16 protein-coding genes and 1 other RNA gene are annotated in these 20,927 nt (G+C 66.8%); 15 read left to right on the top strand and 2 right to left on the bottom strand.

The genetic code is table 11. The features are described from left to right. Positions 1–108 precede the first annotated feature (108 nt). From QQ658_RS11815 to recR, 5 genes are all read left to right on the top strand, one after another. Positions 109–1,032 (top strand): universal stress protein, encoded by a 924-nt coding sequence (locus QQ658_RS11815; protein ID WP_286025040.1) that lies wholly within the window; start codon positions 109–111, stop codon positions 1,030–1,032. A gap of 151 nt (positions 1,033–1,183) precedes the next feature. Further along, an RNA gene (gene ffs / locus QQ658_RS11810) (signal recognition particle sRNA small type) lies at positions 1,184–1,279 on the top strand. A gap of 337 nt (positions 1,280–1,616) precedes the next feature. Further along, the gene (locus tag QQ658_RS11805) at positions 1,617–4,190 is read left to right on the top strand and encodes a DNA polymerase III subunit gamma and tau (protein WP_286027107.1); all 2,574 of its coding nucleotides are present in this window, start codon (positions 1,617–1,619) and stop codon (positions 4,188–4,190) included. A 40-nt stretch (positions 4,191–4,230) separates the two neighbouring features. Continuing rightward, the gene (locus QQ658_RS11800) at positions 4,231–4,539 is read left to right on the top strand and encodes a YbaB/EbfC family nucleoid-associated protein (protein ID WP_286025039.1); all 309 of its coding nucleotides are present in this window, start codon (positions 4,231–4,233) and stop codon (positions 4,537–4,539) included. A gap of 140 nt (positions 4,540–4,679) precedes the next feature. Beyond that, complete coding sequence (gene recR / locus QQ658_RS11795) at positions 4,680–5,279, top strand: recombination mediator RecR (protein ID WP_286025038.1); 600 nt, start codon at positions 4,680–4,682, stop codon at positions 5,277–5,279. 274 nt (positions 5,280–5,553) lie between these two features. Here the strand turns inward: recR and QQ658_RS11790 are convergent, their stop codons facing one another. After that, entirely contained in the window at positions 5,554–6,285 is a 732-nt protein-coding gene (locus QQ658_RS11790) for a DUF1707 SHOCT-like domain-containing protein (RefSeq protein WP_286025037.1), read from the bottom strand. A 510-nt stretch (positions 6,286–6,795) separates the two neighbouring features. Between QQ658_RS11790 and ileS the strand changes: the two genes are divergently transcribed. The 4 genes from ileS (at position 6,796) to QQ658_RS11770 (ending at position 13,838) form a co-directional block, all read left to right on the top strand. Continuing rightward, complete coding sequence (ileS, locus tag QQ658_RS11785; RefSeq protein ID WP_286025036.1) at positions 6,796–9,978, top strand: isoleucine--tRNA ligase; 3,183 nt, start codon at positions 6,796–6,798, stop codon at positions 9,976–9,978. Between the two features lie 124 nt (positions 9,979–10,102). Further along, positions 10,103–12,976, top strand: a complete 2,874-nt coding sequence (locus tag QQ658_RS11780) for a cation-translocating P-type ATPase (RefSeq protein ID WP_286025035.1) — start codon at positions 10,103–10,105, stop codon at positions 12,974–12,976. Between the two features lie 176 nt (positions 12,977–13,152). Continuing rightward, entirely contained in the window at positions 13,153–13,413 is a 261-nt protein-coding gene (locus tag QQ658_RS11775) for a type II toxin-antitoxin system Phd/YefM family antitoxin (protein WP_286025034.1), read from the top strand. Next, the gene (locus tag QQ658_RS11770; RefSeq protein ID WP_286025033.1) at positions 13,410–13,838 is read left to right on the top strand and encodes a type II toxin-antitoxin system VapC family toxin; all 429 of its coding nucleotides are present in this window, start codon (positions 13,410–13,412) and stop codon (positions 13,836–13,838) included. Before QQ658_RS11775 ends, QQ658_RS11770 begins: the two co-directional genes overlap by 4 nt. 132 nt (positions 13,839–13,970) lie before the next feature. Here QQ658_RS11770 and QQ658_RS11765 read toward each other — a convergent pair whose 3' ends face one another. Then, on the bottom strand, positions 13,971–14,930 hold the full coding sequence (locus QQ658_RS11765; protein ID WP_286025032.1) for a glycosyltransferase family 9 protein: 960 nt from the start codon (positions 14,928–14,930) through the stop codon (positions 13,971–13,973). A 74-nt stretch (positions 14,931–15,004) separates the two neighbouring features. Between QQ658_RS11765 and QQ658_RS11760 the strand changes: the two genes are divergently transcribed. The 6 genes from QQ658_RS11760 to QQ658_RS11735 are packed head-to-tail and all read left to right on the top strand — an operon-like array spanning position 15,005 to position 20,924. Further along, positions 15,005–15,607 (top strand): D-glycero-alpha-D-manno-heptose-1,7-bisphosphate 7-phosphatase, encoded by a 603-nt coding sequence (locus QQ658_RS11760; RefSeq protein ID WP_286025031.1) that lies wholly within the window; start codon positions 15,005–15,007, stop codon positions 15,605–15,607. Then, entirely contained in the window at positions 15,604–16,608 is a 1,005-nt protein-coding gene (locus tag QQ658_RS11755; protein WP_286025030.1) for a glycosyltransferase family 9 protein, read from the top strand. The genes QQ658_RS11760 and QQ658_RS11755 overlap by 4 nt, the downstream gene beginning before the upstream one ends. 44 nt (positions 16,609–16,652) lie before the next feature. Beyond that, positions 16,653–17,648 carry a glycosyltransferase gene (locus tag QQ658_RS11750; RefSeq protein ID WP_286025029.1) on the top strand — a complete coding sequence of 332 codons (996 nt, stop codon included), beginning with the start codon at positions 16,653–16,655 and terminating at the stop codon, positions 17,646–17,648. Continuing rightward, positions 17,645–18,880, top strand: a complete 1,236-nt coding sequence (locus QQ658_RS11745) for a glycosyltransferase (protein ID WP_286025028.1) — start codon at positions 17,645–17,647, stop codon at positions 18,878–18,880. The genes QQ658_RS11750 and QQ658_RS11745 overlap by 4 nt, the downstream gene beginning before the upstream one ends. Further along, positions 18,877–19,539: a D-sedoheptulose-7-phosphate isomerase gene (locus QQ658_RS11740; RefSeq protein ID WP_286025027.1), complete on the top strand. Its 663-nt coding sequence runs from the start codon at positions 18,877–18,879 to the stop codon at positions 19,537–19,539. Before QQ658_RS11745 ends, QQ658_RS11740 begins: the two co-directional genes overlap by 4 nt. Further along, positions 19,524–20,924 (top strand): PfkB family carbohydrate kinase, encoded by a 1,401-nt coding sequence (locus tag QQ658_RS11735; RefSeq protein ID WP_286025026.1) that lies wholly within the window; start codon positions 19,524–19,526, stop codon positions 20,922–20,924. Before QQ658_RS11740 ends, QQ658_RS11735 begins: the two co-directional genes overlap by 16 nt. Positions 20,925–20,927: the final 3 nt, after the last annotated feature.

The raw sequence follows: 20,927 nt of genomic DNA, 5'->3' as shown, positions 1-20,927 counted from the left end.
GCCGTAAGGCGATGCGCTTTTCCGCCAACCACGCGTGGGTTATGCGTCCGCCGATAGGATTGGGATGCTAACGAGGACGATGGCTGGTGGACGACGTAGGAGGTCGTGATGACTGAAGAACTTCAGACTGCGGGCCGATTTGTTGTGGGTACCGACGGATCCGAGAGGGCGAACAAGGCAGTCGATTGGGCGGCCGAACGAGCCCAAGTGCGCGGTATGCCGCTGCTCGTGCTGAACGTGATCTCGGAGGTTCCGATACCGAGCAAGAGCAAGGCTCTCAGGTTGATGTCGAGTGAGGGCAACTACGTCGAGAAGTACCGGCAGAAGGCTCAGGAGCGGCTTGACAAGGTGATTGCCCACTTGCGGGAGCGTTACCCGAATCTTGAACTCGAGGGCAAAGTCGTGCAGGGCAATCCGCCCTACGTGTTGGCGCAGGCGTCCCGAGATGCGTTCCTCGTGGTGGTCGGCGCTCGCGGTCATGGCGCTCCTATGTCGGTGCGTCTGCTCGGCGGCGTTTCGGACGCGGTCGCGACGCACTCCCACGGGCCGGTCGCGGTGATCACCGACGAGTCGCTGGAGAATCCCGGCGGACCGGTCGTGGTGGGCGTCGATGACTCGGAGGAAGCAAAAGGTGCCATCAGATTCGCGTTCGAGACCGCTCATGCCAGGGGGGTGCCGCTGGTTGCCGTGAACGCGTGGGATTTTGGTGCCTACGACGCCTACAACGCGGACGTCTGGGAATACACCGTCGACGAGATCGTCGAGGGCCTCACCGACATGGTTGAGGGGCAACTTGCCGAAGGCAAGGCGAAATACCCCGATCTGCCGGTCCAGATCAAGATCGTGCGGGGCCGTGCCGAGATCGCCCTGGTCGATCAGTCGAAGGATGCGGGTCTGATGGTCGTCGGTTCACGTGGACGCGGAGGCTTCGCCGGGCTATTGCTCGGCTCGACCAGCAAGCATGTCCTGCGAGAAGCGCACTGCCCGGTGATCGTGACCCGTGGAGAGAATCCGTTGGACGCAAGCGTCTGAGCATGGGCGGGTCAGGCCGCGACCTGACTTGGCGTGTGGGCTGAGCAGAGTGCGAACGAGCAGCTGGTTGAGCAGGTTCAGAAGTCCGGCTGCCCGAGCGTGAGTCTGCGGACCGATTTCGGGTTCCAGGCGCGGTGCCTCTAAGATGGACGAAGGTCCCCCGTGCGGCGGTAACTCGCCCAACCCCCCAGGGTCGGAAGGCAGCAAGGGTAAGTGAGCTCTTCCGGGTGCGCGGGGGGCCCTTCTATGTCCGCAAGTGGCTGGTGATCCCAGCCCGTCCAGCCGCGAGTTTGTTTGATCGGGCGTGTGGGCTGGATGATCCCGGATCTGTCCGGACGCGAGGCGTGGACCACCCACGGACCCGATCCCGTCCTCGCCATCAGGGCACGGCCAGGCCGTCATCACCTCACCTGGCCCACACCACAAACCTGACGTACATCCCCGCAGGAACCAGCGTGAAAATTGTCAGTGCGGCAGCATAGGCTTGCCGCGTGGATGACGAACTTGGCCCAGACTCCGGCGACCGCGCTGATGGTCCGGACGACCTCACCCTTTTCGGGCAGGAGGAGCCCGGCCTTTTCGACATGCCATTGCCGCTTCCCGAATCCGAGTGCGATATCGCAGCGCAGAACGAAGACCTCCCGGACGACGAACCAACCGTGGCCGAGGAACAGCCCACCCCCGAGACCGAAGACGAATCAGAGTCCGACGAGGACGAAGAAACCGAAGAAGTTGACGATGACGTCGTCATTCAAGAAGGACCCGATTTGTTCGAGGCAGACTCACCTCCCGGCGAACGCGCAGACGAGGCATCGGACGATTCACCGGCGCAGCCCGTCGAGCCGCCGCTGGTGCGCGATTCTGAGTTACAAAACGTTTCGGCCCCGGCCGCCGACCGTCCGGCCCCTGACCGTCCGGCAGCCCCGCTGGCGCTGTACAGGCGCTATCGTCCGGACACCTTTGCCGAAGTCATCGGGCAGGAGCACGTCACCGAGCCGCTGTGCCGGGCGATCGCCAACAACAAGGTGAATCACGCCTATTTGTTCAGCGGGCCCAGGGGCTGCGGCAAGACCACCAGCGCCCGCATCCTGGCCCGCTGCCTGAACTGCGCCGAGGGTCCCACGCCGACACCATGCGGCGAGTGTGAATCCTGCCGTGCCCTGGCAACCGGAGGGCCGGGCAGCATCGATGTGATCGAGATCGACGCCGCGTCCCATGGCCGGGTGGACGATGCCCGCGAGCTGCGGGAAGGCGTCTACTTCGCCCCGGTGGCGAGCCGATACAAGATCTACATCATCGACGAGGCTCACATGGTGACCAAGGAGGGCTTCAACGCCCTGCTGAAGGTCGTCGAGGAGCCCCCCGAACACGTCAAGTTCATCTTCGCGACCACCGAGCCCGAGAAGGTTATCGGGACGATCCGTTCGCGCACCCATCATTATCCCTTCCGGCTGGTGCCGCCGCGCACCCTCACCGCGTATCTGGAGAAGATCTGCGGCGAAGAGGGCGTCGATGTCGAGCGCGGGGTGCTGCCATTGGTGGTGCGTGCCGGTGCAGGTTCGGTGCGTGATTCGCTGTCGGTGCTCGACCAGCTGCTGGGTGCCGCCGACCACGGTCATGTTGCCTACCAGCAGGCGGCCGGGCTGCTCGGGTATACCCCCGATGCGCTGCTGGACGAGATCGTCGACGCCTTCGCCGCCGGTGATGGCAAGGGAGTCTTCGCGGCGATCGACAAGGTGATCGAGGTCGGCCAGGATCCGAGGCGATTCGCCGAAGACCTGTTGGAGAGGATGCGTGACCTGGTGATCGTCGCGCAGGTGCCGGACGCGATCGGCTCCGGGCTGATCGATGTCGCCGATGACCAGGCCGAACGTCTGCAGGCGCAGGCCTCCGCGTTGGGTGCCGGAGAGCTCACCCGGGCGGCCGAGGTGATCGCCACCGGCCTGGTGCAGATGCGGGGTACGACAGCGCCCAGGCTGCATCTCGAACTGATCTGCGCCCGCATCCTGCTGCCCACTGCGGACGACGATTCCCGCGGGGTGCACGCCAGGCTCGACCGGATCGAGCGGCGCCTGGACATGCCCGATGTGGTGCCCGGACGCCCCGCTGCTCCGGTTGCGGCGGGCTCCGCGCAATCGACCGACGGCGCAGGCTATCTGAGCCGCGATTCGGTCTCGCACGTTGCTGCCCAGGCGCCGGCCGGCCAGCGTCCTGCCGGGCAACGTCCTGCCGGGCAACGTCCTGCACAAGCCTCGGGTGGGGAGGAACTCCAGGAGCAGCGGCACCCGGACCACGCTCCTATCGACCACGTCCCCGCCCCTGGTGGGAACCAGGACGAGGAGATGCCGGTGGGCCAGCAGTCACCTGCGGCACCCGATCGGTCTGGCCAGGAACAGGGGAGCGGTGCCGCGGCTGGCCAGGGCGCGGTCGATTCAGGCTCGCAGCAGCCGTCCCCCGCTCAGCAAACTGAACGATCGGATCGCGCCGCCGCGTCGGCGTCGTCTGCTCACCAGGCACCCGCGTCGGATGGGCCGAGCGCTGACTACCGCGAACATCAGCAGCGAACAAGCCAGGCACCTGCCTCAGGCGGGCCGAGCACGGCGGATCTGCGCAGGCTGTGGCCGCAGATCTTGGAGGAAGTGAAGTCGCACAAGAGGTTCACCCATGCGCTGCTCAGCCAGAACGCGCAGGTGGTCGAGGTCCGCGGCAGCGAATTGCTGCTCGGCTTCGCCAACCCCGGCACCTTGGAGCGCTTCCAGTCGGGCGGCAGCATCGATGTGTTGCGGCAGTCACTGATCGCCGTGCTGGGAGCCGACCTGCGTATCTCGGCCTCGGTCGACGGAGGGCCGTCGTCCGAGAGTCGGCAAGGCCAGCATCGTGCCCCCGCCGAACCGCCGCCGGGGTATGAGCCCGAACCGGAGCCGGAACAGGTCGTCCACCATTATCAGGCCGCCCGTGACAATCGCCGTCCGACTGGGGACGAACTGTCTGCCAGGACGCTGAACGGTGCGCCGGCCAGAGCGTCCGAAATGTCGGAATCGGTGATGAGCGATATTGTCACCGCAGATGACGCGATACTCGACGAATCGGGTGGGGACGCCGCCGAACTGTTGAAGCGCCAGCTGGGCGCGCAGATCATCGAAGAACAGGAAATCTGAGCCCACCCTGGGTTTGGGTCAAGTCGCGAGAGGACCAACCATGTTCCCAGAGGGAATGGACATGAACGAACTGTTGCAGCAGGCGCAGAGCATGCAGGCGCAACTGCAACAGGCACAAGAAGACCTTGCCAACACGGTATTCAACGGCACCGCGGGAGGCGATCTCGTGCAGGCGACCGTGACCGGCGCCGGTGAGTTGGTCGGCCTGACGATCAAGCCGGACGCCGTCGATGTCGACGACCTCGAGTCGCTGAGCGACCTGATCGTCGCCGCGGTTCGGGACGCCAACACTCAGGCCGCCAACCAGGCCCAGACCATGATGCCCGATCTCGGCGGGCTGGGGTTGTAATCCGTCCCACCTGCGCCATGCATGGAGGCCTATTTAGAGGCATCTGTGTGACCTATGAAGCCCCAGGTCAGAAAGCACTTGACGACATGGGGCGGTAGGTTCTGAATAGGCCCCGTGTACTTAGGAAGGTCTGAAGTTACTTGTACGACGGTCCCGTCCAAGATCTGATCGACGAGCTGGGACGCCTGCCCGGCGTCGGCCCGAAGAGCGCTCAACGCATCGCCTTCTGGTTGCTCGACCAGCCCGCCGAAGATGTCGATCGGCTCGCGCATGCGCTGGTCGAGGTCAAACAGAAGGTGCACTTCTGCGAGATCTGCTTCAATGTCACCGATCAGGAGGTCTGCCGCATCTGCCGCGACCCCAAGCGCGACCCATCGTCCATCTGCGTGGTGGAGGAAAGTAAAGATGTGGTGGCCATCGAGCGCACCCGAGAGTTTCACGGCCGCTACCACGTACTCGGGGGCTCGATCAGCCCGATCGCCGGACGCGGGCCCGGCGACCTACACATCGCCGAGTTGGTGCGCAGGCTGAGCGACGATGCCATCACCGAGGTGATCCTCGCCACGAACCCGAACCTGGAGGGGGAGGCCACCGCCACCTACCTCAGCCGGCTGCTCGGCCAGACCCCCGGCATCCAGATCACCCGGCTCGCCTCCGGCCTGCCGGTCGGCGGCGATCTCGAATATGCGGACGAGGTGACCCTGGGTCGCGCCTTCAGCGGACGCCGCTATGTCGACTGAAGTGAGCAGTGCCGTATGAATTGCGCTCAGCCAAAGCGATTCACTTGAAATCATGACCCGGTCTGATGACGGGTGAGCGCTGCGGCGTGTTGTGGCTGATGGCCTTAGCCCCTGTGAGATGTACTCGGCCAGGACGTTGGTAGCGGCGTGGCTGGTTGAAATGGGGAGAACCCCCGAAGGGGATGTGGGTTGTCAAGACTCAATCCGGTTCGGAGGTTCTCGTGTTCCACCCCAACGCGAGGTTGACCATCCAAATGGCCGCCAGCCTGCCGTATCAGCTTTCCTCGTATTCGACGCCGCGCTCCAGCCGGACGATGTTCACCGCGCCCCAGAATCCGAGGCCGTTGATGATCACCCGGGGATTGCCTTCGGGCGCGCGGACCGTGGCCTTCGCCATCTTCGGTTTCTCCCACGCGAAGCTGCCCATGAATCCGATGCCGTTGACTTCGACGTCCATCTCGGGTGGCACGATCACGTTGGTGCCGCCCATCACCGCGAAACAGGTGATGACGGTAGTGCCGCTGGTGAAGATGACATCACGCAGGTCGATGTCGGTGCCGCCCCAAAAGGCGATCGACACATGCGTGGGGGCGACCGTCCATTCGGCGGCCCGCTCAACCCCACTCATGATCGCGATCGACAGCGAGGTGCCCTTGGTGCCTTCCGGAGCAAAGACCGCCGGCAGTGCGGCCTCGTCGGGCTCGGACTGCCAGGAGTCCTGAACGATCTCGGCGTCGTATACCTGGGGCGCCTGGTAGATGGCCTGCCCGGGTGCTAGCTCTTCTGAAAGTGCATCGCCGGGCGGCATCCCGCCGACGTCGGCCAGCAGGTCGTCCAATTCGTCGAGGTGTTTCGAGGAAAGCGCCGAGGTCGAGCGCTCCTGGAATTCGTCGCGGGTAAGGCGTCCGTCGCCCCATGCGCGCGTCAATGCTGCGATCGCTTTCTGCCGGTCAGCGTCTCCCGCGCGCTGCCGCGGCGATTCCTGCAGGTTCTCGTCGTGGCTCATGCCCCAACTCTAGGTGCCGAACAGAGCGCGGTGCCGGTAAGATTCGAGGCCGGGGCTGGTTATTGGGTTCACTTTTACAGCCATAGTGTGTAAAACCGAACCCAATAAGTCTGGATCCAGTCAATGGGTGCCAGCCACGCAGGCAAGTGGACCGGTTTCGCCCAAGCTGCGGCGGCCGCCTACAATGAGATCCGCTGCTGCACGGCACAGATGGGGCCATCACCCCGGAGCTGCCGGAAGAACGGCCGGGAGACCGGCTCACTAGACCCGGCCGCAGAGCGCGAATAAAGAGGGGACACCCGGGCCACGTCGCTGGTTCGGGGCTGAACCTGAATCTGCCGATGGGCGCCTTAGGCGAAGACCGGTGGATCTGGGTTGGACCCGGGAAGCGTTGATCGGCACGATTGGTGCGAGTCGACGACTCCAGGTGATGTCCCAACAGGGGTGGTACCGCGGACGCCGGACAAACGCGTTCGTCCCTTGATCGGCTTTCGACAAGGGATTTTCTTCATGAGTGAGCAAGAGGTGCCCCAGCCCGAGGCAGGCTACCAGGCCGTGCCCGCGCAGCTTGATCTGCCGGCGATGGACCACGAGATCATCAAGCTGTGGGACGCCAAGAACACCTTCCGGCGCAGCTGGGAGGCCACCAAAGACGGCGAGCCCTGGACCTTCTTCGAAGGACCGCCCACCGCCAACGGTCACCCCGGCACCCACCACATCGAAGCCCGCGTCTTCAAGGACATCTTTCCCCGCTTCAAGACCATGCAGGGGCGTCGGGTTGACCGCAAGGCCGGCTGGGATTGCCATGGCCTGCCGGTCGAACTCGCCGTCGAGAACGAGCTCGGCATCGACGACAAGTCCGAGATCGAGGAATACGGCGTAGCCAAATTCAACGCGCTGTGCCGCAAGTCGGTGTCCCGCTATGTCGGCGAATTCGCCACGCTCACCAACCGGATGGGCTACTGGGTCAACCTCGACGACGCCTACTGGACGATGGACCCGCACTACGTCGAGTCCGAGTGGTGGGCCCTCAAACAGATCTTCGACAAGGGCCTGCTGGTCGAGGACTACCGGGTCACCCCGTACTGCCCCAAGGACGAGACCGCGCTCAGCGACCACGAGGTCTCCCAGGGCTACCAGGACGTCTCGGACCCCTCGGTCTATGTCCGTTTCCCCTTGCTGAGCGGCCCTTGGGCAGGAACCAACCTGCTGGTGTGGACGACCACCCCCTGGACGCTGGTCTCCAACACCGCCGTTGCCGTGCATCCCAAAGTCACTTATGTACGCGCGGTCGCAGGCGATGACTCCCTGGTGGTCGCCGAGCCATTGTTCGACTCCGTGCTCGGCTCGATCAGCGATGAGGACGGCAACCAGGTTTGGAAGGTCACCGAGAAGATCACCGGCGCTCAGATGGAGCGCTGGGACTATCAGCGTCCATTCGAGCTGGTGCAGTTCAAGGACAAGGCCAACTACGTCATCCTCGCCGACTACGTCACCACCGGTGACGGCACCGGCCTGGTGCACGAGGCTCCCGCCTTCGGTGCCGACGACATGGCGAGCTGCCGCGCCTACGGGCTCGAGATGGTCAACCCGGTCCGCTCCGACGGCACCTTCGACGCCGACGTTCCGCTGATCGGCGGCCAATTCTTCAAGTCCGCTGACAAGCCGCTGGTCGCCGACCTGGAGAAGCGAGGGCTGTTGTGGAAGCTGCAGCCCTACACCCACTCCTACCCGCACTGCTGGCGCTGCGGCACCCCGCTGATCTACTACGCCCAGCCGTCCTGGTACATCCGCACCACCCAGATCAAGGACGCGCTGCTGCGCGAGAACGAGGCCACCAACTGGTACCCCGACACCATCAAGCACGGCCGCTACGGCGACTGGCTGACCAACAACATCGACTGGGCCCTGAGCCGTAGCCGCTACTGGGGCACCCCGCTGCCGATCTGGCGCAACGAGCTCGACCCCTCGAAGATCGTCTGCGTCGGCTCCCGCGCCGAACTGGGAGAACTGGCAGGCCAAGACCTTACCGAGCTCGACCCGCATCGTCCGTTCGTCGACGACATCACCTTCACCCTGCCGGGCGTCGAAGGCGTCTACCGGCGCGTCCCCGAGGTGATCGACGCCTGGTTCGACTCGGGATCGATGCCGTTCGCGCAGTGGGGCTACCCCTACGTCGAGGGCTCGAAGGAGAAGTTCGAGCAGCACTATCCGGCCGATTTCATCTGCGAGGCGATCGACCAGACCCGCGGCTGGTTCTACACGCTGATGGCGGTCGGCACGCTGGTCTTCGATCAGTCCAGCTACCGCAACGTGTTGTGCCTGGGCCACATCCTCGCCGAAGACGGACGCAAGATGAGCAAGCACCTGGGCAACATCTTGGAGCCCATCCCGCTGCTCGACGAGCACGGGGCGGACGCGGTGCGCTGGTTCATGGCGTGCGCCGGTTCGCCGTGGTCGGCCCGCCGGGTCGGCGCCGGGGCGCTGCAGGAGACCACCCGCAAGGTGCTGCTCACCTATTGGAACACCGTCGCCTTCCACAGCTTGTATGCCCGGGCCAACAAATGGACGCCCAGCGGCCAAGCGCCGGCCATCGCCGATCGCCATGTGCTCGACCGCTGGCTGACCTCGGCCACCCAGCAGCTGATCGTCGACGTCACGAGCGACCTCGAGAACTTCGACACCCAGCATGCCGGTGTATTGCTGGCAGACTTCGTCGACAACCTCTCCAACTGGTACGTTCGCCGTAGTCGCAGGCGTTTTTGGGCAGGCGATCCGAATGCCTTGTGGACGCTGCACGAGACCCTCAATCAGTTGACCCGGCTGCTCGCCCCGATCGTCCCGTTCATCACCGAGCGGGTCTGGCAAGACCTGTTCGTGCCGACCGACCCGCAGCTTCCGGATTCGGTGCACCTGACCAGTTGGCCGGTGGCCGACACCTCGCTGATCAATGAGCAGCTGGACGACGCCATGAAGCTGGCCCGCCGGCTCGTCGAGCTCGGCCGCGCCGCCCGCGCCGAGGCCAAGGTGAAGACCCGCCAGCCGTTGCGCCGGGCGCTGATCAGCTCGAACGCGCGCTCGCATCTGCTGGACGCGCTGCTGGGCGAGATCACCTCTGAGCTGAACATCGGCTCGGTTGAGACCTTCAGCGACGCCGGCGATGTCGTGGACTACTCGGCGAAGGCCAACTTCCGGGCCTTGGGCAAGCGCTTCGGCAAGCAGACCCCGGTGGTCGCCAAGGCGGTGGCAAGCGCGGACGCCGCCGAATTGGCCAACACCCTGGCCGATGGCGGAACCGTGAAGCTCGACGTGTCCGGTGTGGGCGAGGTCGAACTCGGTGCCGGCGACATCTTCATCACCGAGCGTCCACGTGAGGGCTGGTCGGTGGTCGACGAGGACGGTCAGACGATCGCCCTCGACCTGGAGCTGACCCCCGAGTTGGTCGCCGACGGCATGGCCCGCGAAGCGATCCGCTTCATCCAGGAGACCCGCAAGGCGTCCGGTCTGGACGTCAGCGACCGCATCAAACTGCAGTGGGCCGCCGACAACCCCGACACGGCGAAGGCCGTCGCCTCCCACCTGAAGCAGATTGCGGACGAAGTGCTCGCCGTGGCCACAGCCGAAGCGCCGGCAGCCGAAGGCTGGGCCGACGACGCCGAGACCGGCCTGCACGTTCGGGTTGAGAAGGCGTAGCCCTTCGCTCGCCGATCGTGTAGATCCACCGCCCACCACGGGCGAAGTTTCTACACAATCCTGGGTGGAGCTACTCACCAGAGAGTGGCCACTCCGACGCGGAGTGGCCTGGTTAGATGGATGTATGGAACTGCCAGCAGATGTCCGAAGGCCGTCCACTGACAAGACCCCTACTGAGCTACCGCCGTTTGCCCGCCCGGCCAGCGAGGTCGCGACTGAACTCGGCAGCAACCTATCGTCCGGCCTGACTGCACCAGAAGCCGCGCAACGGCTGGCGTCTGACGGACCAAACGAACTCGAAACCGTGGCCCCTACTCCTTTGTGGAAGCGGTTCTTCGCTCAATTCACCGATCCGCTGGTGATCCTGCTCCTGGTCGCGATCGTCATCTCGACCGCCGCCTGGGTAGTGGAAGGAGCCGTCGGAGCACCGATCGATTCGATCGTCATCTTGGCCGTGCTGCTGCTCAACGCCGTTATCGGCCTGGTCCAGGAGAACAAAGCGGACGAGGCGGTGGCCGCGCTGCGAGAGATGACCAAGGCCACCACCCTGGTCATCCGCGACGGCTCGCGGCAAGAGATCGCTTCGAGTGAGCTCGTCCGCGGCGACATCGTGGTGCTCGCCGAGGGCGACCAGATTCCCGCGGACGCCCGGCTGATCAACGCGGAGTCGTTGCGCGTCATCGAATCGTCGCTCACCGGCGAGTCGGAGCCGGTCTCCAAGTCGACCGCCCCGGTCGATCAGGCGGCCGAGATCGGCGACCGCACCAATATGGTGTTTCGCGGCACCGCGCTCGCCCAGGGCAGCGGCACCGCCGTGGTGACAGCAACCGGCACCGACACCGAGATGGGATCGATAGCGCAGATGCTGTCATCGGTCGAGGACGCCCCCACCCCGCTGCAGCGCGAGATCACCAAGGTATCGAAGATCCTGGGCATCGCCGTGCTGATCATCGCAGTCGTGGTTATCGCCGCGTTGGCGCTGCTGGGCAACGTGCATTCGGTCGATGACTTCATCGAGACCCTGCTGCTGGGGGTTTCGCTGGCGGTCGCCGCCGTTCCGGAGGGGCTGCCCGCGATCTTGTCGGTGGTGCTGGCGCTCGGAGTTCAGCGGATGGCCGCACACAACGCGGTCGTCAAGAAGCTGACGAGCGTCGAGACACTCGGATCGGCGACGGTGATCTGTTCCGACAAGACCGGAACGCTGACCCGGTCGGAGATGACGATCCAAGAGGTCGCGACAGCGTCCGGGACGACGGTCGTCACCGGAATCGGATACGAGCCGAGCGGCGAGGTGGCGCCCGACCTTGATCGCGACGGCGAGCCGGATAAGGCCGAACTCGCCGGCGACCTCGCACAAGAGGTCACGCTGGTGCTGTCGGGTGGAGTGATGGCTTCCGATTCGGAACTCGCTCAATCCGACGACGGCAGCTGGCATGTGCTCGGTGATCCCACCGAGGGCGCTTTCCTGGTTGCCGAGCGCAAACTGGGCACCGACGGCTCCCGCGAGGGCAGATTCGAGCGCGTCGGTGTGATCCCCTTCACTTCCGAGCGCAAGCTGATGAGCGTCTTCTATTCGGACGCAGAGCACAACTCGATCACCATGGTTGCCAAGGGGGCACCCGATGTGCTGCTCGATCTCTGCACCGGCGTGCGCGTCGGTGACGGTTCACGTCTGCTGGACGACGCTCATCGGGAGCGTGTGAACTCGGAGATCGAGGGCATGACGTCGCGGGCGCTGCGCACTTTGGCAGTCGCGGTGAAGCAGGTCTCGCGTGAAGACTTCGAGGCCACCACCGGCGGCAGCGAGGAACAGCGCGCCGCCAAACTCGACGAGCTGGAACGTGACTTCACCTTGGCCGGGGTCGTGGGCATCATCGACCCGGCGCGTCCCGAAGCCGCACAGGCGGTGAACCAGGCCCGTCGCGCGGGCGTCCGCGTCCTGATGATCACCGGTGATCACCCGGCCACTGCCGGACGCATCGCAGCCGATCTGGGCATCTCGCCCGAAGGCGCCCAGGTGCTGACCGGCGCCGAACTGACCGCGATGGACGATGAGCAACTCGCCGCGGCGGTTGCGCAGACCACCGTCTACGCCCGGGTGGCGCCGTCGCACAAGATGCGGATCGTGCGCGCCCTGCAATCCCAGGGCGAAACGGTCGCGATGACCGGCGACGGCGTGAACGATGCGCCTGCGTTGCGGGCCGCCGATATCGGCGTGGCGATGGGCGTGGCCGGCACCCAGGTGACCAAAGAAGCGGGCACCATGGTGCTGGCCGACGACAATTTCGCCACGATCGTGGACGCGGTGCGCGAGGGACGCCGGATCTTCGACAACATCCGTAAGTTCTTGCGCTACCTGTTGTCGTCCAATATGGGCGAGGTACTGACCATTTTCCTCGGTGTCGCGCTCGCCGGCGTCATCGGCTTGACGACCGAGGACGGAACCGGCGTGGTGGTGCCGTTGCTCGCTACCCAGGTTCTGTGGATCAACTTGGTGACCGACTCCGGGCCCGCGCTGGCGATGGGTGTCGACCCGTCGATCGAGGATGTCATGGCTCGCAAGCCACGCCGTGCCGAGGAGCCGGTGATCAACAAATCGATGTGGACAGGAGTCTTGACCATCGGCCTGGTGATGGCGGTGGCGACCTTGCTGACCATCGACATCTTCCTGCCCGGTGGACTGATAGCGGGCACCGACTCATTGGAGGTCGCCCGCACGGCCGGCTTCACCACCTTGGTCTTCGCCCAGCTGTTCAATACGCTGAATTCGCGTTCGGAGGATGTCTCGGCCTTCCACCATCTCTTCGTGAATCCCTGGCTGTGGGGATCGCTGGCGCTCGGGGTGGTGCTGCAGGTGCTGGTGGTCGAGATCGGGTTCCTGCAGGTGGCGTTCGGGACGGCGGCCCTGGATCTGGCCCATTGGGGCGTTTGCGTGGCGATGGCGTCGTCCGTGCTGTGGTTCGACGAGATCCGCAAGCTGATCCGGCGCAGGCTCTGATGGCCCGCGGGAGAATCACTGCTGCGTGTCGCTTCGTTGATCGTTCGCCTGACTGCGTTGTGCTCACGGCTTTGCCGTAGAACGCCATCGGTGGCCGTGGACATCAACTCGACGAGCGGGAAGCTTGCGTGGCTGCCCCGCCCGACGTGTGTGCGTAAACTGCTACGCTTGCGCACATGACCATCATTGCTGCTCGTGACCTGCGCAATCACACAAGCGATGTTCTGCGCCGCGTGAGCGACGGCGAACGCATCACGGTAGCGGTTCGCGGTCGTCCGTCCGTGGAGCTTGCCCCGGTGCGGCAGGCGCGTCCCGAGTTCTTCTCCCGCAGCGAGCTCGCCGAGCTGGTCTTGTCCTTCCAATCGGATCCTGGGCTCACACATGACCTTTCGGTGCTTGCTGGTGAGACCACGGACGATCTCGGGCCACTCACATGAGCGCCGACTCGATCTCGTCGCCAGACCACGGCGAACGGGGTTTGCTCGACACGAGCGTGTTCATTGCGCAGGAATCCGGGCGGCGAATCGATGTGTCGTTGCTTCCTGATGAGGGTTATGTGTCGGTCATCACACTTGCCGAACTTGAGGCCGGGGTGCTCGCGGCGTCCGACCAGACCATTCGTTCGCGCCGCCTCGCGACCCTGACGCGCGTCTCGGCGCTCGTGCCGCTCCAGGTGGACGCAACTGCTGCTGCCCATTGGGCACGTATGAGAGTCCAGCTAGCGGAGAGCGGACGCCGAGTCAATGTGAATGATCTTTGGATAGCGGCGGTCGCGCTCGCGAACGGGCTTGCCGTCTATACCCAGGACCACGACTACGATCCTCTCGCTGAATTGGGAGAGCTCCGAGTCATCACGGTGTAACCAAAAGCTCTGCAAGAAACTCTTCTGGTAGATACCTCGGGTGTAGCGATCACGCCCTGGGCGCGGGCATTTCTGCCGTTCTGGCGGACGATCCTCAGCGCGCCTGCTCCCCGGATACCGGCAGAACGCTGATCACAGAACCTCGAGATCGGCCAGGGCGGCGAGCACGTCGCCGGGCCCCACGGCCAGCAGGGCGGGATCGGGTTGATCGGCGAAGACATCGCCGCGGCGCCGGCGGGCGTCGGTCAGCACCCGGTGCGGGCCGGGCGGCGGACCCCACTGCTCGGGGGCGGCGGGACCGAACAGCACGACCGAGGGCGTCCGGTAGGCCGACGCCAAGTGCGCCGCTCCGGTGTCCGCGCTGATCACGGCGGCGGCCTCGTGAACCAGGGCGGCCATCTGTGCCAGATCGCAGCTGCCGGCGAGCACGGCTTCGTCCGCCAGCCCGGTCGCCCGCGCAACCGTCAGTGCCCGCTCCCGCTCGGACGCGCTGCCGGTGAGCACCACCTCATGTCCCGCGTCCGCCACAGCGCGAGCCAGTTCGGCGAAGCGTTCCACCGGCCACTGCCTGCTCGCATAGGCCGCGCCGGGATGGACGATGACCGCCCCCGGGTATACGGACGCGACCGGCGGCGGATCGAGATATAGCTCCATCGGGTCGGCGTCGATGCCGTGCCAGCGCAGCATCCTCGTCCAGCGTTCGCGTTCGTGGATGTCGGCCAGCCATTCCGGGCCCTGCCAGACCGGCCCACCGGCGTCGGTTTGGTGGTGCCCGATCCGGCGGTGCGGGTTCAACGCGTCCAGCCGCCGGTTGCTCTGCGGGCCGCGACCGTGCAGATTCACCGCGATATCGACATCGCCGCCGAATGCGATCGGGGCTTCCAGGCCGGGAGTATCGAACAACTCGATGCCGCCGACCAGATCGACGATGGGCTCCAGCCAGGCGGGCCCGAGGTAGCGGATCCGATGCTCGGGAAACGCCCGGCGCAGAGCACGCAGGGCGGGCACCGCGACCAGCAGATCACCGAGTTTGAGCGCGCGCAGCACCACGAGCTCGGGAGCGGACGCCGATCCCAGGCGGGCCTCACGCATGGTGTCTCCTAGCCGCAACAGGTACGAGGCTCCGTCCAGATCGGCGCCCGGTACCTGGTGACTATAGTGAGCGCATGCCCCGATCGTCCGAAAGCACCGCCCGGCTGCCGCGCGCCGTGCTCTTCGACCGGGACGGCACGCTTATCGCCGATGTGCCCTATAACGGCGACCCCGCGCTCGTCGACCCGATGCCGGGTGCCCGCGCGCTGCTCGACGAGCTGCGGGCGGCAGGAGTGCTGGTGGGCATCGTCTCCAATCAGTCGGCAATCGGACGCGGCCTGATCACGACCGCCCAGTACGAGGCCGTCACCGCCCGGCTCACCGAACTGCTCGGCGCCTTCGACGTGATACTCGCCTGCCCGCACCTGCCCACCGATGGTTGTGACTGCCGCAAGCCCGCCCCGGGAATGGTGCTGGAGGCCTGCCGACGGCTCGAAGTGCCGCCCGCAACCACGGTGGTGATCGGCGACATCGGCTCCGACATCCAGGCGGCCCACCGGGCGGGGGCGTCCGGGATTCTCGTCCCGACCCCGGTCACCCGTGCGGCGGAGGTCGGCGCCTGCCGCCATGTCGCCCGAGACCTCGCCGAGGCCGCAGAGCTGATCCGAAGCGGAGCCTGGAGCGGCCCGGCCTGGGCGGATACCGAGCGGGCAGACACCGGGGAGGCAGCACGATGAGCCGGGTGCTGGTGGCCCGGCTCGACTCGCTCGGCGACGTGCTGCTGGCCGGCCCCGCGATCCGCGCCGTCGCGGCCACCGGCGAGGTCACCGTCTTGTGCTCCACCCAGGGTGCGCCCGCCGCCCGGATGCTGCCCGGTGTGAGCGACGTGATCGTCTGGAACAGCCCCTGGATCGTCGCCGCCGCACCTTCCGTCGAACCGGCCGATATCGAACAACTCGTCTCGGCCCTGCGCGGCTTCGACGAGGCGGTGATCCTGACCTCCTTCCATCAGTCGCCGCTGCCGCTCGCGCTGCTGCTGCGCCTTGCCGGTGTTTCGAAGATCACCGGGGCGTCGGTCGACTACGCGGGGTCGTTGTTGGATGTCAGGCTGCGTCCGGGAGAAGATCTCGCGGAGAACCAGCCGGAACCCGAACGGGCCCTGGCGATCGCCGCCGCTGCCGGCTTTGCGCTGCCCGAGCGCGATGACGGCCGGCTTGCCGTCAAACCGCCCCCGGACGTGCACCGGCTGACCGGCAGCGGGCCCTTCCTGGTGGTGCATCCGGGCGCGGACGCACCCGCCCGCACCTGGCCGGCAGACCATCACGCCGAACTCGTCCGGCTGCTTGCCGAGGCCGGTCGCCGCGTCCTGGTGACCGGAGCCGCGGGCGAGAAGGCGTTGACCGCGGCCGTTGCGGGCCGCTGGGGCGAAGACTTCGGCGGACGATTGACCCTGCCCGAACTCGCCGGGGTGCTGGCCGGCGCCGACGCGGTCGTGGTCGGCAACACCGGCCCGGCCCATCTCGCCGCGGCCGTCGGCACCCCCGTGGTGAGCCTTTTCTCGCCGGTTGTTCCGGCGATCAAGTGGGCGCCCTACGGCGTCACCTGCGTCCTGCTCGGCGACCAGGATGCCCCCTGCAAGGATTCCCGCGCCCGCATCTGCCCCATTCCCGGGCACCCGTGCCTGAGCAGAACCACCCCCAAGGATGTAGTAGCAGCACTCAGCCCACTGCTTCAGTAGAAGAAGAAGTGCATCACTGCGCTTCCTGATCTTAGGAGGCATGGATGAGAGTGCTGGTCTGGCACGTGCACGGCGGCTGGATGAATTCGTTCGTCCGCGGCGGGCATGACTATCTGCTGCCCAGCACGCCCCGCCGAGACGCCTGGGGGCTTGGCAGAGGCGGACGCGACTGGCCCGCGAACGCCATCGAGATTTCTCCCGACGAGCTTCGCGATACCGATATCGACGCCGTCGTGCTGCAGCGCCCCGAAGAATTGGACGCCTGCGAGCGGCTCACCGGACGGCGTCCGGGCCGCGATCTGCCCGCCGTCTACCTCGAACACAACACCCCCAAAGGACCCACCCCCGACGTGGTGCATCCCCTCGCCGACCAAAGCGAGATACCCATCGTGCACGTCACGCACTTCAACCGGCTGTTCTGGGACAACGGCCGCGCGCCGGTGCGGGTCATCGAGCACGGCATCGTCGACCCGGGTGCGCAATACACCGGCGAGCGCGCGAGCCTCGGCCTGGTCGTCAACGAGCCGGTCCGCCGGTGGCGGGTCACCGGAACCGATCTGTTACCGGCCTTCGCGGCCGCTGGGCCGCTCGAGGCGTTCGGCATGAAGACCGACGCCCTGGCCGAGGCACTGAACCTCCCTGACGGCAGGCTGCGCGTCCGCGGTGATCTGCCGAGCAGCGAGCTGCACGCCGAACTCGCCCGTTGCCGGGTGTACGTGCATCCGCTGCGGTGGACGTCACTCGGCCTCGGGTTGCTGGAGGCGATGCACCTGGCGATGCCCGTCGTGGTATTGGACGCCACCGAGGCCGCCCGCGCGGTGCCGCCCGAAGCGGGCGCCATCAGCACCGACATCGACGAACTGGTCCGGGCCGCCGGCCGGCTGCTGGACGATCCCGAAGAGGCCGCCCGGCGCGGCCGGGTGGCGCGTGAAGCAGCGCTCGACCGATACAACCTCGCCCGGTTCCTCACCGATTGGGACGAAACACTCGATGCCGCGGTTACCAGCCGGCGCCGCAGCGAGAAGGGAGCACGACTGTGAGAATCGCCATGGTTTCCGAACACGCCAGCCCGCTCGCCGCCATCGGCGGAGTGGATGCCGGCGGCCAGAACGTGCACGTTGCAGAGCTGTCGTCCGCCCTTGCCAGACGCGGCCACGAACTCACCGTCTATACCCGCCGCGACGACCCGAACCTGCCCGAACGGGTCAGCACGCGGGCCGGGTTCGAGGTCGTCCACGTCGCCGCCGGACCCGCCGAGGCCTTGCCGAAGGACGAACTGTTGCCCTTAATGCCCGAGATGGCCCGTCGGATGGCAGCCGACTGGCTGCTCGACCCGCCGGACGTGGTGCATGCGCACTTCTGGATGTCGGGGCTCGCCTCGCTCGACGCGGCCGCCCAGACAATCCCGGCACCACCGGTGTTGCAGACCTTTCACGCGCTGGGCTCGGTGAAACGGCGCTATCAGGGCGCCGCCGACACCAGTCCGCGCTCCCGCCGCTGGCTGGAGCCGGGTGTGGCCCGCCGCGCCGACGGCATAATCGCCACCTGCCCCGATGAGGTGCGCGAACTGACCGCTCTGGGCGCCGACCCGTCGCAGATCTCGATGGCGCCCTGCGGAGTCGACCTCGATCTGTTCACCGCGTCCGGACCACCAGAGGCCATCGGCGGACGCTCCAGGATCGCGGTCATCGGACGGCTGGTGCCGCGCAAGGGCGTCGATCTGGCGATCCGGGCTCTCGCCCGGCTGAAGGACGCCGGACGCGACGATGTCGAACTGCAGATCGTCGGAGGGGCGGCCGGGGCCGATGGGCTCGACCGCGACCCGGAGGCCACCCGGCTGCGCGGGCTGGCCAATGAGCTGGGGGTTGCCGACCGGACCATCTTCCGCGGCCAGCTGCCCCGCACCGCGATGCCCGCCTTCCTGCGCAGTTGCGCTGCGGTGCTGTGCACTCCGTGGTACGAGCCCTTCGGCATCGTGCCGCTCGAAGCGATGGCCTGCGGGGTGCCCGTCGTGGTGGCGGCCGTCGGCGGCCTGCAGGATTCCGTGGCCGACAACCTGACCGGACTGCATATTCCGCCGCGCGACGATGCCGCGCTCGCCGATGCCGTGCGCCGGCTGCTGGACGACCCAAAGTTGCGCTCGCGGATGGGCCGGGCCGGCAGACGCCGGGTCGAGGCCGGCTACTCCTGGGACCACGTCGCCGCCTTGTCGGAAGCCGCCTACCAGGCGGTGCTGCGTTCGCGTGTTCCGGCGATGGAGGTGCAGGCATGACCGCGATCAGTACCCGCCGAAGCGACGCCGCGACCTTGGTGGACGACCACCTGAACGGGGTGGCCACCTCGATGACCGATCTCGCCCGGTCGCGCGACACACTCGTCCGCTGGGGAATGACGCTCGCGCACCGGCTGGCCGCTGGCCAACGCCTGCTGGTGGCCGGCAACGGCGGCTCGGCCGCCGAGGCGCAGCACCTGACCGCCGAGATCGTCGGCCGTTTCGACGGCGAACGCGAACCCTTCTCCGCGATCTCCCTGCACGCCGACACCTCCACTCTGACAGCGGTCGGCAACGACTACGGCTTCGACCAGGTCTTCGCCCGCCAGGTGCGCGGCCACGGCAGGCCGGGTGATGTGTTGCTGCTGTTGAGCACCAGCGGTGAGAGCACGAATCTGCTCGCCGCCGCTCAGGCCGGCCGCGAACAGAGGCTCGCGACCTGGGCGTTGACCGGGGCGGCACCCAATTCGTTGTGCCGGGCGGTGGACGATCACATCGCCATCGGCGGCGACTCCCCGAACGCGCAGGAATGCCAGTTGGTCGCCGTGCACGCCATCTGCCGGGTGTTCGACGCGACCATCGCCGAGCTGCGTAACGACGCGTCCATCGCCGGACTCCGCGACGGATCGGAACGGGGGCCGCTATGGGCATCACTGTGATCGGAGACGTGCTGCTCGACCGCGACATCGAGGGCTCCTGCACCCGCTGCGTGCCCGACTCGTCCGCCCCGGTGATCGATGTCGAGCGCTCCCGCAGCCGGGCCGGCGGCGCCGGGCTGGTCGCCCGGATGCTCGCCGACGACGGGCATGACGTCACCTTGGTGACTGTGCTGTCCGACGACCAGGCCTCCTGGGAACTGCGCAAACAGCTGACCGGCATCAACCTGGTGGCCGGGCCTTCCGGAGCGCCCACTCCCATCAAGACCCGCATTCTGCAAGACGGCAGCGTTTCGGCGAGGGTGGACGAGGGCTGCGCGCCGGCCCCGGTGCCGAACGCGACCTGGCCGATGCTGGCCGCCATCCAGGAGGCCGACGTGATTGTCGTCGCGGACTACGGCAGAGGACTGCTGAACTGCCGCGCTCTGCGCAGGCTGATCGCCGAGCTGGCCAAACGAGTGCCGGTGGTCTGGGATCCGCATCTCAAGGGTGCCGCGCCGGTGCCCGGGGTGAGCGCGGTCACCCCCAACCGTGGCGAGGCGTTGCGCTTCGCGGGTGTGGAAACCGACGACAAACACGGCGTGGCGCGGGCGGCTTCGCGGCTGATGGCCAACTGGCAGGCGAAGAACGTGGTGATCACGCTCGGCAGCGAGGGAGCCTGGCTGCAAACCGTATCCGACGGCCGGCAGATACCGGCGGCACCGCTGCCGGATGTCGACGTCTGTGGTGCCGGCGACCGGTTCACCGCGGCCCTGGCGATCGCGTTGCCTGATACCGACCGGCCGTCCGCGGCCGTCGCCGAAGCGATCGCCGTCACCGGTGACTTTCTCGCCGGCGGTGGGGTAGCGGCCCTGCCCCCGGTGAACAACACGGCGAACCCGGCGCGAACAGACCAGGCACCCGGCCTGCCGGACGCGGCGGAGGTGGTGCGGCTGGTGCACGCTGCCGGCGGCACCGTGGTCGCCACGGGCGGCTGCTTCGATCTGCTGCACGCAGGCCACCTGCGTACCCTGCGCGCGGCGCGCGCCAAGGGCGATGCGCTGATCGTCTGCCTGAATTCGGACGAGTCGGTGCGCCGCCTCAAGGGCTTGTCCCGGCCGCTGATGAGCCAGGACGACCGTGCCGAGCTGTTGCTCGGCTTGGATTGTGTGGACGCGGTCGCGATCTTCGGCGAGGACACTCCGCTCACCGTCTTGGCGAGGCTGCGTCCCGACATCTGGGTGAAGGGCGGCGACTACATCGCCGAACTTCTGCCCGAGCACGAACTGATGGCCGGCTGGGGCGGCAGCGTGCAAATCGTGCCGTTCCATCCCGGCCGCTCGACCACGGCCCTGGCGGACTCCCTCAAACATGCCGCCGGCCTGATCGAATCCACCTCGATCGAATAGGAG

The sequence above is a fragment of the Propionimicrobium sp. PCR01-08-3 genome, assembly GCF_030286045.1.
GTDB lineage: Bacteria > Actinomycetota > Actinomycetes > Propionibacteriales > Propionibacteriaceae > Brooklawnia.
The sequence above is the reverse complement of the archived record's forward strand: the minus strand, read 5'-3'. Positions and strand labels throughout refer to the sequence as shown.